The 15180-nt window shown below is 69.9% G+C and carries 11 protein-coding genes, 2 pseudogenes and 1 riboswitch; of the genes and pseudogenes, 9 read left to right on the top strand and 4 right to left on the bottom strand.

The window, feature by feature from the left end; genetic code table 11:
* Positions 1-69: 69 nt before the first annotated feature.
* The 3 genes and pseudogenes from ACFWNN_RS08370 to ACFWNN_RS08360 form a co-directional block, all read left to right on the top strand.
* Positions 70-1878, top strand: a pseudogene (locus ACFWNN_RS08370) (glycoside hydrolase family 3 protein); the annotation flags it as partial.
* 24 nt (positions 1879-1902) lie between these two features.
* The gene (locus tag ACFWNN_RS08365; protein ID WP_382439490.1) at positions 1903-2292 is read left to right on the top strand and encodes a carbohydrate-binding protein; all 390 of its coding nucleotides are present in this window, start codon (positions 1903-1905) and stop codon (positions 2290-2292) included.
* Positions 2293-2351: 59 nt separating this feature from the next.
* Positions 2352-2715: riboswitch (cobalamin riboswitch) on the top strand.
* Positions 2716-2735: 20 nt separating this feature from the next.
* Positions 2736-3248: an acyl-CoA thioesterase gene (locus tag ACFWNN_RS08360; RefSeq protein WP_382439211.1), complete on the top strand. Its 513-nt coding sequence runs from the start codon at positions 2736-2738 to the stop codon at positions 3246-3248.
* A 260-nt stretch (positions 3249-3508) separates the two neighbouring features.
* Here the strand turns inward: ACFWNN_RS08360 and ACFWNN_RS08355 are convergent.
* From ACFWNN_RS08355 to ACFWNN_RS08340, 4 genes and pseudogenes are all read right to left on the bottom strand, one after another.
* Positions 3509-4222, bottom strand: a pseudogene (locus ACFWNN_RS08355) (glycosyltransferase 87 family protein); the annotation flags it as partial.
* Between the two features lie 180 nt (positions 4223-4402).
* Positions 4403-5029 carry a response regulator gene (locus ACFWNN_RS08350; protein ID WP_382439210.1) on the bottom strand — a complete coding sequence of 209 codons (627 nt, stop codon included), beginning with the start codon at positions 5027-5029 and terminating at the stop codon, positions 4403-4405.
* Complete coding sequence (locus tag ACFWNN_RS08345) at positions 5026-6045, bottom strand: sensor histidine kinase (RefSeq protein WP_382439209.1); 1020 nt, start codon at positions 6043-6045, stop codon at positions 5026-5028. The genes ACFWNN_RS08350 and ACFWNN_RS08345 overlap by 4 nt, the downstream gene beginning before the upstream one ends.
* Before the next feature lie 80 nt (positions 6046-6125).
* On the bottom strand, positions 6126-7352 hold the full coding sequence (locus ACFWNN_RS08340) for an aspartate aminotransferase family protein (RefSeq protein ID WP_382439208.1): 1227 nt from the start codon (positions 7350-7352) through the stop codon (positions 6126-6128).
* A gap of 78 nt (positions 7353-7430) precedes the next feature.
* On the opposite strand from ACFWNN_RS08340, the gene ACFWNN_RS08335 reads away from it, so the two are divergent.
* The 6 genes from ACFWNN_RS08335 to ACFWNN_RS08310 all read left to right on the top strand — a co-directional run bounded on the left by ACFWNN_RS08335 (position 7431) and on the right by ACFWNN_RS08310 (position 15176).
* Complete coding sequence (locus ACFWNN_RS08335; protein WP_382439207.1) at positions 7431-8300, top strand: LysR family transcriptional regulator; 870 nt, start codon at positions 7431-7433, stop codon at positions 8298-8300.
* Positions 8301-8302: 2 nt separating this feature from the next.
* Positions 8303-9286: a LacI family DNA-binding transcriptional regulator gene (locus ACFWNN_RS08330; RefSeq protein ID WP_382439206.1), complete on the top strand. Its 984-nt coding sequence runs from the start codon at positions 8303-8305 to the stop codon at positions 9284-9286.
* Between the two features lie 88 nt (positions 9287-9374).
* The gene (locus ACFWNN_RS08325) at positions 9375-10658 is read left to right on the top strand and encodes an extracellular solute-binding protein (RefSeq protein ID WP_382439205.1); all 1284 of its coding nucleotides are present in this window, start codon (positions 9375-9377) and stop codon (positions 10656-10658) included.
* Positions 10655-11560: a carbohydrate ABC transporter permease gene (locus ACFWNN_RS08320; protein ID WP_382439204.1), complete on the top strand. Its 906-nt coding sequence runs from the start codon at positions 10655-10657 to the stop codon at positions 11558-11560. The genes ACFWNN_RS08325 and ACFWNN_RS08320 overlap by 4 nt, the downstream gene beginning before the upstream one ends.
* Positions 11557-12384, top strand: coding sequence for a carbohydrate ABC transporter permease (locus ACFWNN_RS08315; RefSeq protein ID WP_382439203.1), 828 nt, complete (start codon positions 11557-11559; stop codon positions 12382-12384). Before ACFWNN_RS08320 ends, ACFWNN_RS08315 begins: the two co-directional genes overlap by 4 nt.
* A gap of 5 nt (positions 12385-12389) precedes the next feature.
* Positions 12390-15176, top strand: coding sequence for a glycoside hydrolase family 2 TIM barrel-domain containing protein (locus tag ACFWNN_RS08310; protein WP_382439202.1), 2787 nt, complete (start codon positions 12390-12392; stop codon positions 15174-15176).
* Positions 15177-15180: the final 4 nt, after the last annotated feature.

Raw genomic sequence — 15180 nt, 5'->3', positions numbered from 1 at the left:
CGTTACGCTCCGGCACAACCCTGTTGTGCCGCAAGGTAAACAGGACCTCGTCCCTCGGAGGTCTGCCCTGTGAGAAAGTTCCTCGCGGCCGCACTTCTGCTCAGTGCCGCCGTCATCCCCACCGGTACGGCCGCCGCGGCCGACCCGATCTACAAGGACCCGACGCAGCCGATCCCGGCTCGGGTGGCCGACCTGCTGGGCCGCATGTCGCTCGACGAGAAGGTCGGGCAGATGACGCAGGCCGAGCGGAACGCGGTCAGCAACGCCGACCTGACGAACTTCCGGCTCGGGTCGTTGCTGTCCGGTGGCGGTTCCGCGCCGTCGCCGAACAACGCCACGTCGTGGGCCAACATGTACGACAACTTCCAGCGCGCGGCGATCGCCACCCCGCTGGGCATCCCGATGATCTACGGCGTGGACGCCGTGCACGGGCACAACAACGTCGTCGGCGCCACGATCTTCCCGCACAACATCGGCCTGGGCGCGACCCGCGACCCCGGTCTGGTGCAGCGGATCGGCCGCGCGACCGCCGAGGAGGTGTCGGGCACCGGCATCGACTGGGACTTCGCGCCGTGCCTGTGCGTCGCGCGCAACGACCGCTGGGGCCGCACCTACGAGTCGTTCGGTGAGACGCCGCAGGACGCCACCGCGATGACCACGATGATCACCGGTCTGCAGGGCTCGAAGCTGTCCGACCCCGGTTCGGTGCTCGCGACGGCCAAGCACTACATCGGCGACGGCGGCACGACCAACGGCACCGACCAGGGCAACACGCAGGTCAGCGAGGCCGAGCTGCGGGCGACACACCTGCCGCCGTTCCGCGACGCCATCGCCAAGGGCGTCGGCTCGGTGATGATCACCTACAGCAGCTGGAACGGCACGAAGCTGCACGGCCACAAGTACCTGATCACCGACGTGCTGAAGAACGAGCTCGGCTTCAGCGGCCTCGTCGTCTCGGACTGGAACGCCATCGACCAGATCGACGGCCAGCCCGGCTTCACCGCGGCCGAGGTGCGCGACTCGATCAACGCCGGCCTCGACATGATCATGGTGCCGACCGAGTGGCGGCAGTTCATCACCTACCTCAAGCAGGAGGTGCAGGCGGGCCGCGTGCCGATGTCGCGCATCGACGACGCCAACCGCCGCATCCTCACCAAGAAGTTCGAGCTCGGCCTGTTCGAGAAGCCGCTGACCGACCGCACCTACACGCCGACCGTCGGCAACGCCGCGCACCGCGCCCTGGCCCGTGAGGCCGTGCGCAAGTCGCAGGTGCTGCTGAAGAACCAGAACGGCGTGCTGCCGTTGTCCAAGACCGCGTCGAAGATCTTCGTGGCGGGCAAGAGCGCGGACAACATCGGCTACCAGAGCGGCGGCTGGACGATCTCGTGGCAGGGCGGCAGCGGCGCGGTGACGCCGGGAACCACTGTGCTGCAAGGCATCCGCGGCGCCGTGTCGACGTCCACGACGGTGACGTACAACCGCAACGGCACCGGCATCGACGGCACGTACAACGCCGCGATCGCCGTCATCGGTGAGACCCCGTACACCGAGGGCGCGGGCGACCGGCCCGGCGGCCTGGGCCTCGACGCCGAGGACATCGCGACGCTGAACACGTTGCGCGCCACCGGTGTCCCGGTCGTCGTGGTGCTCGTGTCCGGCCGCCCGCTGGACATCGCGGCGCAGCTGCCGCAGTGGACCGCGCTCGTCGCGGCCTGGCTGCCCGGCACCGAGGGCAACGGCGTCGCGGACGTGCTCTTCGGCGACTACAAGCCGACCGGCACGCTGCCGTTCACGTGGATGCAGAGCGCCTCGCAGCAGCCGATCAACGTCGGCGACGGCAAGGCACCGCTGTTCCCGTACGGCTTCGGCACGCAGTTCCCGGCCACGCAGAACGCCTACAACATCATCGGCGCCTCGTACTACGACGAGCAGCGCGGCACGCAGGTCGAGCGGTGCACCGACTCGGGCTGCGGCCAGAACGTCGGCTACCTGACGCCGGGCGACTACGTGGCCTACGCGGACGTCGACTTCGGTGCCACGCCGCCGACGTCGGTGACCACGCGCCTCGCGTCGGGCTCCACGGCGAACGGCACGCTGCAGTTCCGCCTCGACAGCCCGACCGGCCCGGTGGTCGCGACGGTGCCCGCGGCGAGCACGGGCGGCTGGCAGACGTGGACGAGCCGCACGGCCGCCGCGTCGGGTGCGACCGGCGTGCACCGGCTGTACCTGGTGGCGGCCGGCGGCACGGGCGGTGACCTGGCGAACGTGAACTGGTTCCAGTTCGCCCGCTAGTGACCTGCGCGAACGGGGGTCCCGGCCACGCGCCGGGGCCCCCGTTCGCGCGTGCGGGTTAGGCTGACCGGGCTGACGGTTCGCTCCCCGGCAACGGGAGCGAGGCAAGAGGGAACCCGGTGTGAGTCCGGGACTGCCCCGCAGCGGTGAGTGGGAACGAAAGCTGCCAGGAAGCACTGGGTGGTGCCGCGGCAGTCAGCCTTTGCCCCGTCTTCGGTGTTCAGACGGTCGCATCGGGGTACCGGCCCCACACCCCTGTACTGGTTGTACCGGGGTGTGGGGCCGGTGCCGCGAGGTGACCTGCTGAGCGCCGAAGACGCGGCGAAGGCTGACTGACGTGGCACCAGCCTGGGAAGCGGTGGCCGGTAGGAGCGAGCGGTACGCCCACGAGTCCGAAGACCTGCCGCCGGCGTTCCATCCGCACGCTCGCGAGGAGAGAGCTTGTGATTCACCCAGTGCTGCCCGGAAGGTCACCCGCCGAGTCGCGGCTGACGCTGTCGCAGATCATGGACAACAACGACACCAACCTGATGGGCACCGTCCACGGCGGGGTGCTGATGAAACTCGCCGACTCGCTGGCCGGGGTGGTGTCGGCCCGCCACTCCGAGGGTGCCGCGGTCACCGTGGCGATCGACGAGATGACGTTCCGGGTGCCGGTGCGCGTCGGTGACGTGCTGCACCTGCACGCCCAGGTCAACTGGGCGGGCGCGACCTCGATGGAGATCGGGGTCCGGGCGCTCGCCGACCGCTGGGACAGCACGGTCCCGGCGGTGCACGTGGCGTCGGCCTACATCGTGCTGGTGGCCGTCGACGAACTCGGCACGCCGCGAGGTGTGCCCCCGGTGGTGCCGGTGACGGACGAGGACCGGCGGCGCTTCGGCGAGGCCGAGATCCGGCGGGCCCACCGGCTCGCGCGGCGGGCGGCGATCGAGGACTCCCGCGCACTCAGCGCCTGATCGAGCGAACGCGGCCGGGTGAGCGCGCCCGGCCGCACCGCGCACCAGACCAGGAACGCGAGCGCGAGCCACACGTAGGTGTTGCCGACGACGTGCTGCCACCACGTCCACGCCAGTTCCTTGTCCCCCGCCGACGGCAACAGCCAGTGCGGTCCGACGGCGAACACCGCGGCCACCAAGATCCTCACCCTGCCGCGCAACAACATCAACGCGGGCGCGATCCACACCCAGTGGTGCGACCACGACACCGGCGAGATCAGCAGACCCGCCGCCGCCGTCGCCACGAGGGCCGTCAGGTCGTCCCGCAACCGGGGCAGCACCACGAGCGTCAACGCCAGCACCGCCGCCACCGCGACGAACCACGCGAACTCCGGCGCGCCGATCCGGACCAGCAAGCCGCGCACCGACTGGTTCGACGTGTAGGCGAGGCCGCCGACGCGTTCGGGGTCGAGCATCGCGTGCAGCCAGAACTGCCTCGCCTGGCCGGGCGCGAGCACGGCGCACGCCCCGAACGTCGCCACGGCGGTCAGGGCCGGCCGCCACCGCCCCCGGCACAGGAAGAACAGCACGAAGATCGCCGGGGTCAGCTTGATCGCCGCGGCCAGCCCGACGAGCATCCCCCGCGGCCAGAAGGTGCGCGGCAGCAGGCAGTCCAGCGCCACGAGACCGAGCAGCACCAGGTTGATCTGTCCCAGGTCGAGCGTGGTGCGCATCGGTTCGAGCACCAGGAACACCGCGATCAGACCGAACCCCGCCCACACCCGTGCGGCCACCGTGAACAACCCGATGCCCAGCACCGAGAACAGCAGTGCCGCCACGGCCAGCGGCAACGGCGTCAGGGCGCTGAACAGCGTCGCCGAGAACGGCGGGTAGGTGAACGGCAAACCCTTGTAGGCGTGGAAGTCAGCGGTGTACAGGCTGGTGCCGCCGAGCCACGCCTCGCCGCCCGCGAGGTAGACGCGGAGGTCGATCACGCCGGTGCCGAAGCTGCGCACGAGCACCCAGACGAGCAGGCCGAGAACTGTTGCGCCCCAGAGGTTCTTCACACCTCCGAACACTGCCGGGACGAGCCGCGGCGCCAGATCGGCCGGACAGCACCAAGATCATGGCCGTTCGGGCAACCGGACGCGAGGGGACTGGCCGGACGGCCATGGTCAGCCGGCCACCACGTGCGCGCGGAACGCCCACGCGACGATCTCCACGCGGTTGCGCGCACCGACCTTGGTCTGCACCGACGCGAGATAGGCCTTCACCGACGACACCGAGACCTTCATCAGAGGCGCGATCTCGTTGTTGCTCAATCCTTTCGCGACGTGCCGCACGACCTCCAGCTCGCGTTCGGTCAGCACCTGGGCGTCGGCGGAGGCGACCGGCGGCGTGGACCTGCGCAGCACCCGCAGCACGACCTGGGGCGAGACCAGGACGTCCCCGCGCGCCGCCGACCTGACCGCCTCGACCAGCAGCCCGGGGCTCGCGTCCTTCGTGAGGAACCCGCACGCACCGAGGTCCAGGGCCTTGTTCAGCACGTCGTCGCTGTCGAACGTCGTCACGACGACGACGCGGGTGTGCGGGGCGAGCTGCCGGGTGACCTCCAGGCCGTCCAGCCCGGGCATCCGCACGTCCACCAGGCACACGTCCGGCTCCAGCGCGCGGGCCTGCTGCACCGCGCTCACCCCGTCCGGCACGTCCGCAACGACGCCGATGTCCGGCTGCGCCTCCAGGATCAGCCGGAACCCGGCGCGCACCATGTCCTGGTCCTCGGCGATGAGCACGGAGATCACGCGCGCACCTCCAGCGGCAGCTCGGCGGTGACGAGCCAGCCGTCCCCCGTGGCGCCCGCGAAGAACCGCCCGCCCAGTTCACTCACCCGTTCCCGCATACCCACCAGCCCGAACCCGCCCGAGTGCGCCGGTCGCGTCCTGCCGTTGTCCACAACGGACAGCAGCACGGCGTCGGCGGTCGACCGCACCTCCACCTCCACGCTCGTCGCGTCGAAGGCGTGCTTGCGGACGTTGGTCAGCGCCTCCTGCACGATCCGCAGCACCGACCGACCCAGCTCCGGCCGCACCTCGGCCAGCTCGACGTGGGTGCGCACCGGCAGCCCGGACTTCTCCGCGAGCTGGTGCAGGTCGGCCGTCAGGTCGGTGGTCGCCGTCGCGGTTCCGTTGTCCCGCAACGTTCTCACCATCGCGCTCATCGCCCCCAACGCGTCCGTGCCACCCTCGACGATGCCCGGCAGCATCGCGCACGCCTTGTCCTTGTCCTGTGCCGCCACCACGAGAGCGGCCTGCGCCTGCACCAGCATGCCGGTGACGTGGTGCGCCACCACGTCGTGCAGTTCCCGGGCCATGTCGAGGCGCTCGTCGCGGCGAGCCTGGTCCTCCGCGGCGAGGGCCAGCGCCGCCCGCGACCGTTCCCGCAGACGCAACAGCAGGCCGGCGCCGACCATGACGAGGGTCAGGAACAGCACGAGCTGAAGGGCGTCCGAGCGGTTCAACGCCGGGTGCGGGCGGTAGAACGCGGAGTGTTCGACGACGGCCAGCAACACGAGGATCGACGGCACGGCGACCGACGCCCGTGACCGCCACGCGTGGGCGAACACGAGGACCAGCATCGCGGCCACCTCGACGATCACGACCAGCGGGTGGGTGAGCGACGTGTCGCCGACCCCGATGCCGCGGGTGTTGCTCAGGTGGATCGCCCGGTCGAAGCCGATGATCCGCCCGGTGACGACGAAGATCTCGACGCACAGCACGACGGTGAAGACGACCAGCAGGCCGCGACGCGATTCCCCCACGCGGTCGATCGTAGGAGGATCACCGGCCACCTGCCTCGGCTGACCGGCCGAGGAGGTGGCCAGATGGCCAGAACCACAGGTCAGGCGGCCGCGATCGCCTGGTCGAGGACCGCGATGCCCTCCCCCAGCTCGTCCTCGGTCGCCGTCAGCGGCGGAGCGATCCGGAACACCCCGCCCATCCCGGGGATCTGCACGATGTTCATGTGCAGCCCCAGCTCCAGGCACTTCTGCGTGATCGGGGCGCTCAGCGACTCGTCCGCGATCTCCAGCCCCACCAGCAACCCGCGCCCGCGCACGTCCGACACCAGCGAGTGCCGCGAGGCGATGTCGTCCAAACCGGACCGCAGGAACGCCCCGAGCTTCGCCGCCCGCTCGTCCAGCCGTTCCTCTTCGAGCACGTCCAGCACCGTGTTGCCGACGGCGGCGACCAACGGGTCCGACACGTGCGTGGTGAAGAAGAGATAGCCCCGGGCGTGCGCCTCCGCCTCGATCTCGTCGGACGTGATCACGGCCGCCAGCGGCAACCCGGCGCCCAGCGTCTTCGACAACGTCAGGATGTCCGGGACGACGCCGTCGCGTTCGAACGCGTACCAGGTGCCGGTGCGGCACAGGCCGGTCTGCGCCTCGTCGAAGATCAGCAGCATGCCGCGCTCACGACACTTCTGCTGCAACGCGGCGAAGTAGCCCAGCGGCGGTTCCAAGATGCCGCCAGAGCTGAGGATCGGCTCGACGATGCAGGCGGCCAGGGAGCCGACGGACTGGGCGTCGATCAGGTCGAACGCCAGGTCGAGCTGCGCCTGCCAGTCTCCGGACGGCGCGGGGATCGCGAAGTTGCCGGGGGTGGCGGGGCCGTAGCCCTTGCGGCCCGCGCTGTAGGTGGCGGCGGCCGCGGCGGCGGTCATGCCGTGCCAGGACCGCGCGAAGGCGACCACCTCGTGCTTGCCGGTGACGAGCTTGGCCATCCTCAGCGCGGCCTCGTTGGACTCGGCGCCCGTGGTCAGCAGCTGCACCTTGGACAACGACGGGGGCAGCGTGCCCGCCAGCCTCCGGGCCAGGTCCACGACCGGGCGGCTGAGCATGCCGCTGAACAGGTGGTCGAGGTTCGCGATCTGGCGTTGGACGGTCTCCACGATGCGCGGGTGCGAGTGGCCGAGGATCGCGCTCATCTGCCCGGACGTGAAGTCGAGGACGCGGCGGCCGTCCTCGGTGAACAGGTGACTTCCCGACGCGCTGTCGATGATCTCGCGCGTGAACGTTCCGCCGTAGCGGACGAGGTGGCGGTCGACGTCGTCCCAGAAGGTGTCCATGGCTCAAAACGCTAAAAGCAACCGAGCAACAGGTCCATCTCACAATCCCACGCTCGCTGTTCGGAAATACTGCACAGCATGACGCTCAACCCGTGGCGCCTGCGCCTGCTCAGCCAGCTCGACGCGCTGGGCACCGTGCGGGCCGTGGCCCAGGCCGCGAACCTGAGCGCGTCGAGCGTGTCCCAGCAGCTCGCGGTGCTGGAGAGCGAGACGCGCACGCAGCTGCTCGAACGGACCGGGCGGCGCGTCCGGCTCACCTCGGCCGGGCTGATCCTCGCCAGGAGGGCGCGCTCGATCCTCGACCAGATGGACGCGGTCGAGGCCGAGCTGCGCGGCCTCAGCCAGGAACCGTCGGGCCTGATCCGGCTCGGCGCGTTCCAGAGCTCGATCCACACGCTCGTCGTCCCCGCGCTCGGCCGGCTCGACCACCCGCACCTCGATGTCGAGATCCTGGAGCTGGAACCGCACGCCAGCATGCCCGCGCTGCTGGCGGGAGAGGTGGACGTGATCATCACGACCACCGACTTCGTCGAGCTGCCGGTGCCGAAGGACATCGACGTCGTGCCGCTCGGCGAGGACCCGATCGTGCTCGTCTCCCCGCCGGGACAGCCCAAGAACGACCTGGCCGCGTGCAAGGACGAGCCGTGGGCGTTCGACATCCCCGGCTCCTACATGGCGAACCTCGCGACCAGGCTCTGCCGGCAGGCGGGGTTCGAGCCCAGGATCGCCGGCCGGTTCAGCAACTACATGCTCACGCTCCAGCACGTCGAGGCCGGTCTGGCGGTCGCGGTGCTGCCCGCGCTGGCCGTGGACCGGCGGTTCAACGTGGTCACGAAGGAGCTACCGGTGACGCGGCGGATCACCGCCGCCATCCGCCGCGACTCGCGCGCCGCGATCACCGCGGTGCTCGACGCCCTGCATACTCGGTCGCAGTCGGACGAGAGGTGATCATGAGCAAGCGCGTCACGATCAACGACGTCGCGCGGGTCGCCGGGGTCTCGCGGCAGACGGTGTCGCGGGCGCTCAACGACAAGGGCGAGATCGACGCGGGCACGAAGCAGCGGGTCCTCGACGCGGCCAAGGAGCTCGGCTACCGGCCGAGCCGGTTCGCCCGCGGCCTGGTCCGGCAGGACAGCACCACGATCGGCCTGGTCATCCCCGACCTGCTCAACCCGTTCTTCACCGAGGTCGCGGCCGGCGCGCTCGAAGCCGCGCGCTCGCACGGCTGGCACGTGATCGTCTACGACACCGCCGACAGCATCGCCGAGGAACGCGGCACGCTGGAGGTCGTCGCGTCCCAGGTGGACGCCGTGGTCGGCTACTTCAGCCTGCCCGAGTCCGAACTGGACCGGCACCTCGGCGGCATGCCCGCCGTGCTGATCGGCCGCGACCACCACGAACCGCGATTCAGCTCGATCCGCATCGACGGCGAACAGGGCGTGCACGCGGCCATCGACCACCTCGTCGCCGCGGGTCACCGCCGGATCGGCATGCTCGACCACGCGGGCCGCGCCGACCCGAGCCTGCGCCGCGACTGGTTCGAGGCCGCCATGACCGGGCACGGCCTGCACGCGCCCGTCGTGGGCAACGCCGTGCAGTCGGTCGACGGCGGCGCCGAGGCGTTGCGCCGGCTGCTGGACGAGCACCCCGACCTCACCGCGGTCTTCACCTACAACGACGTGATCGCGATGGGCGCGCTCAAGGCCGCCCGCAGGCTCGGCAAGGCCGTCCCGAAGGACCTGGCGGTGATCGGGTTCGACGGCCTGCAGCTCGGCACGGTCGTCGATCCGGCGCTCACGAGCGTCGCCCTCGACACCCGCCGGATCGGCACCCTCGCGATAGAGCAGGCCGGCCGCCTGGTCGCGGGCGAACCGCCGTTGCCTTCGGAAGAACTCCAGGTCAGCGCCGTTCTCTTGGTGCGCGAATCTGCCTGAGGGTTGACAGGCTCACTCGACCGGCTCATGCTTCGCGCCATCCGTGAACGTTCACGGGAGCGTTCACGGGCTCTCCGGAGGGTCCCCGATGACGTTGACTCGACGCAGGTTCCTGGCCGGCGCGGCGGCACTCGGCGCAACCGCGCTGGGCACCACCGCGTGCACCAGCCCGACCACCGCCAACCCGGGCAAGATCACGCTCTGGTACTCGACGAACGGCGTGTCGGAGAAGGTGCTCGGCCAGGCCGTGCAGCGCTTCCCCGCGCAGCACCTCACCCCGTCCAAGGTGAGCGGCGAACTGAACCGGCGGCTGCTCGCCGCCCTGTCCGGTGAGGCCTACCTGCCGGACATCACGATGCTCGGCGACGGCATCTCCACCTACTTCAGCGCCACGGACCGGTTCGCCGACCTCAACGCGCTCGGCGCGAAGCAGGACGAGCCGAACTACCTGCCGTGGAAGTGGCAGGCGGGCCGCAGCCCCGACGGCTTCCAGCTCGGCTTCCCGATCGACACCGGACCGGCCGCGCTCTACTACCGGCACGACCTGTTCGGCGAGGCGGGCCTGCCGACCGAGCCGGCCGCGGTCGCCGCCGCACTGTCCACCTGGGACGACTACTTCGAGTTCGCCCTGCGGGTCAAGGACAAGCTGCCCGGCCGGTATCTGATCACCGACACGAAGATGGTGTTCACGTACTCGCTCGCCCAGGAGAAGCAGAAGTACCTCGACCGGCAGAACCGGTACCTGGAGGACCAGTCGCAGGTGCGGCGGGCGTGGGACCGCGCGGTCAAGGCGTTCCGGATGGGGCTCACCGCGGGCTACGCGGGGTCGGCCACCGGCGAGGGCGTGGACCGGCGTGCGGCCTGGACCAACGGCAAGGAGGTCGCGTTCGTCAACGCCTCCTGGATCACCGGCAACCTCAAGCAGTCCGCGCCGAGCACGTCCGGCCAGTGGCACGTCTGCCAGGCGCCCGGCGGTCCCGGCAACCAGGGCGGCTCGTTCCTCGCGATCACGAGGTACTGCCCCGATCCGCAGGGCGCGTACGAGATCGTGAAGTGGCTGATGTCGCCGGAGAACCAGGCGGCGGCCTACCTCGAACTGGGCCTGTTCCCGTCCAGCCCGGCGGTCTACTCGGACCCGTCGGTGCTGGCGCCGGAGGAGTTCTTCGGCGGGCAGTCCTCGATCCAGGTGTTCGGCGAGATCGCGGAGAAGGTCGAGCCCGTCTACTTCTCCCCCTGGGACATCACGATCTCCGACACCTACACCGACGAGCTGACCAACGTCGAGTCCGCGGGCAAGGACCCGGAGCAGGCGTGGCAGGACGCGCGGACCGCTGTCGACCGGCTGCTGCGCCGGCAAGGGGTGCTCGCATGACCGCCGTCGCCGCGAACCGCAGGTGGAAGTACCTGCCGCAGTACCTGGCGATCGCGCCGTTCTTCGTGCTGTTCGCGATCTTCGGCGTCTACCCCGTCGTGTACTCGCTGTGGTTGTCGTTGCAGCGCTGGAACGGCGTCAGCGAGATGAAGTTCGTCGGGCTGGAGAACTTCAAGTTCCTGCTCACCGACACCGCGTTCTGGGACGCCATCGGCAACACCCTGGTCATCTGGGTGATGTCGACGATCCCGATGTTGATCCTGTCGATGCTCGTGGCGCTGGGGCTCAACTCCTCGGTGCGCCACAAGGGTTTCCTGCGGGTGGCGTACTTCCTGCCCAACGTCACGTCGATCGTGGCGATGTCACTGGTGTTCGGCTCGTTCTTCTCCAGCGAGTTCGGTGTCCTGAACTGGTTCCTGGGCCTGATCGGCGTCGACCCGGTGCAGTGGCTGACCGACCCGTGGGCGATCCGGATCGCGATCTCGTTGATGATCATCTGGCGGTGGACCGGCTACAACGCGATCATCCTGCTGGCCGGGCTCCAGGCGTTGCCCCAGGACGTCTACGAGGCCGCGAAGCTCGACGGAGCCGGGCCCGTGCAGACGTTCTTCCGCGTCACGCTTCCGTTGCTGCGCCCGGTGTTGCTGTTCTCCGTGGTGATGTCGGCGATCGGCGGCCTGCAGATCTTCACCGAGTCGCAGATCCTGCTCGGCGACCGCGGCGGCCCCGAGGGCGCGGGCATGACGATGGTCCTCTACTTCTACAACACCGCGTTCGCGGACAACGACTTCGGCTACGGCGCCGCGATCGCGTGGGGCATCTTCGTGGTCGTCGTGCTGTTCTCGATCCTCAACTGGCGGCTCGTGCAGCGCCCGGCCCGCGCGAACGGAGGCGACCGGTGAACCGGACCACTCCAGGCACGATCCTCACCTACGGCGCGATGGCGGTCGGCGCGCTGATCACGTTGTTCCCCTACTACCAGCTCGCGGTGATGGCTTCGAACACCACCGCGGACATCTACTCGTCGCCGCCGACGTTCTGGTTCGGCGGGCACCTCCTCGAGAACATCGGCGAGGTGTTCGCCAAGATCGACTTCTTCGGGTCGTTGCTCAACACGCTGGTCGTGGCGATCGCGACGACTCTGCTGGTGCTGTTCTTCGACTCGTTGGCGGCCTTCACGTTCGCCAAGTACGACTTCCCCGGCAGCAACGTCCTCTTCGGCATCCTGCTGGCGACGTTCGTGGTGCCGACGCAGCTCGCGGCGATCCCTCAGTTCGACCTGATGGCGAAGTTCGGCCTGGTCGGCAGTCTGAACGCGCTGATCATCCCGGCCGCCGCCAACGCGTTCGGCATCTTCTGGATGCGGCAGTACGCGCGCGGCGCGATCTCCGACGAGATCCTGGAGGCGGCGCGGGTCGACGGCGCGGGCTTCTTCCGCACCTACCTGTCGGTCGGGCTGCCGGTGCTGCGGCCCGCGCTGGCGTTCCTCGGGATCTTCACGTTCGTCAACGCGTGGAACGACTACCTGTGGCCGCTGGTCGTGCTGATCGACTCGAACCACACGACGTTGCAGGTCGCGTTGTCGCAGCTCAACGGCCTGTACCTGCAGGACTACGCGGTCGTGATGGCAGGGACGCTGGTGGCGATCGTGCCGCTGGTGATCGTGTTCCTGATCGGGGCCCGTCACTTCATCCGCAACATCGCCGCCGGCGCCGTGAAGGGCTGAACACCTTGACCTACCTCGAAGACATGGGTCCCGGCACCGGTTCGGTGGCGCCTCGCTCCTTCTTCACGTCCGACGCGGCCTCGCTGTCGCTGGACGGGGAGTGGTGCTTCCGGCTGTCACCTCACGCTTCCGTGCCGCTGGGCGCCGAGGCCGACGACTTCGACGACAGCGGCTGGGACACGATCACCGTCCCCGGCCACTGGCAGCTGCAGGGGCACGGGTCGCCCGCGTACACCAACGTGCGCTACCCGTTCCCGGTCGAACCGCCTTTCGTACCAACGGAGAACCCCACCGGTGATCACCGGCTGACCTTCGACCTGCCTTCCGGCTGGCCTGCCGAACCCGCTGTGCTGCGGTTCGACGGCGTCGACTCGTGCGGCCTGGTGTGGCTCAACGGCGTCGAGCTGGGCGTGACGCGCGGCAGCAGGCTGCCGACCGAGTTCGAGATCGGGCACCTGCTGCGCGCCACCGGAAACGTGCTGGTGGTGCGGGTGCACCAGTGGTCGGCCAGCAGCTACCTCGAAGACCAGGACATGTGGTGGATGTCCGGGATCTTCCGCTCGGTGACGCTGCTGTCCCGGCCGCGCGGCGGGGTCGCGGACTACGAGATCCACGCCTCCTACGACCACGTCTCCGGCTCCGGCACCTTGTCCGTCGAGGGCGGCCTGCTGTCCGTGCCCGAGCTCGACGTGCGCGACCTCCTTCCAGGGCAGTCACTTTCGCTGCCCGTCGAACCGTGGAGTGCCGAGCGCCCTCGGCTCTACCACGGCATCGTGCACACCGACGTGGAGCGCGTGCCGGTGCGGATCGGTTTCCGCACGGTCGCGATCACCGACGGCGTGCTCACGGTGAACGGTGCTCGTGTCGTGTTCCGCGGCGTGAACCGGCACGAGCACCACCCCGACCACGGCCGCGCGGTGCCGCGCGAGGTGGCCCTGGCCGACGTGCTGATGATGAAGCGGCACAACGTGAACGCCGTGCGCACCAGCCACTACCCGCCGGACCCGTACTTCCTGTCGTTGTGCGACGAGTACGGCCTGTGGGTGATCGACGAGTGCGATCTGGAGACGCACGGCTTCGGCGAGCTCGGCTGGTCCGGCAACCCCAGCTCCGACCCGCGCTGGACCGAGTCCTATGTGGACCGGATGCGCCGGATGGTCGAACGCGACAAGAACCACCCGTCGATCGTCCTGTGGTCGTTGGGCAACGAGTCGCACACCGGCGCGAACCTCGCGGCGATGGCCGAGTGGGCCCGCGACCGCGACCCGTCCCGCCCGATCCACTACGAGGGCGACCACGACTGCGCGTACGTCGACGTCTACAGCCGCATGTACGCCTCGCACGAGGAGGTCGACGAGATCGGCCGCACCGAGGCGCACGGCCTGCCGTTCGTGCTGTGCGAGTTCGCGCACGCCATGGGCAACGGGCCGGGCGGCATGCTCGAGTACCGCGAGCTGTTCGAGCGGTATCCGACGGTGCAGGGCGGGTTCATCTGGGAGTGGATCGACCACGGAATCGCGCGGGACGGCCACTTCGCGTACGGCGGCGACTTCGGGGAGCCGTTGCACGACGGCAACTTCGTGATCGACGGGCTGGTGTTCCCCGACCGGACGCCGTCGCCGGGGCTGCTGGAGTTCGCCAAGGTCTTCGAACCGGTGCGGATCAGCGGGGTCGACGGCGGTATCCGGGTGACGAACCTCTACGACCACGTGGGGCTGGAGCACCTGAGGTTCGACTGGGTGCTGGAGGAAGAAGGGGTGGAGGTCGCCTCGGGCACGCTCGGCGATGGCGAGGCCGCCACGGGCGAAGGTCAGTGGCCGGTGGCAGGCGATCACGCCGATCTCCCCCTCCCCGCCCTGCCTCCCACCACCGGCGAAGCGTGGCTCACCATCCGCGCCTCGCTCGTCTCCCCCACCGCGTGGGCCGAGGCGGGGCACCTCGTCGCCTGGGGCCAGCTCCCGATCTCCGAGGCCACGCCCACTCCGTTCGCGGGCTCGGCGTCCCTGTCCGGCCTGGCCGAGTTCGACGAGGTCACCGGCCTGCTGACCCGGCTCGGCGACCTCGCCCTGACCGGCCCTCGCCTCGACCTCTGGCGCGCCCCCACCGACAACGACCGAGGCGGCGACCACCCCGACGAGAAGGCCTGGCGCAACGCGGGCCTGCACCGCCTCCAGCACCGCGTGATCGACGTCGACACCCACGAGTCCGGGCTGGTCGTCCGCACCCGTGTGGCACCACCGGCCTGGGGCTTCGGCCTGTTCGCCGACTACCACTGGACCGCCTCGGCCGACCGGCTGCGTCTCCAGGTCGACGTCACGCCCGACGGCGAGTGGCCGTGCACGCTCCCCCGCCTCGGCCTGCGGATGGCGCTCCCGGCGGCCGACGCCGTCGAGTGGTTCGGCAAAGGCCCAGGTGAGGCGTACGCGGACAGCCGCCAGGCCGCGCGGATCGGCCGGTTCACGACGACCGTGGACGCGTTGCAGACGCCGTACGTGTTCCCGCAGGAGAACGGCAACCGCGCCGACGCCCGGTGGCTCACCATCGGCGGGCTGCGGATCGAGGGCGAGCCGACGTTCGACTTCACCGCCCGCCGCTGGACCAGCGAGGACCTCGACCGCGCCACCCACACCGACGAGCTCCAGCCCCGTGACCAGGTGTTTCTCAACCTCGACCTGGCCCAGCACGGCCTCGGCACGGCGTCGTGCGGACCGGGCGTGCTGCCGCAGTACCGGCTGAACGCGCAAAAGTGCAGCTTCGCCGTCACCTTCGTCTCAGCATCCGGACTTAGTTGAGACG

It is taken from the genome of Lentzea sp. NPDC058450 (assembly GCF_042721395.1).
Lineage (GTDB): Bacteria > Actinomycetota > Actinomycetes > Mycobacteriales > Pseudonocardiaceae > Lentzea.
The sequence above is the reverse complement of the archived record's forward strand: the minus strand, read 5'-3'. Positions and strand labels throughout refer to the sequence as shown.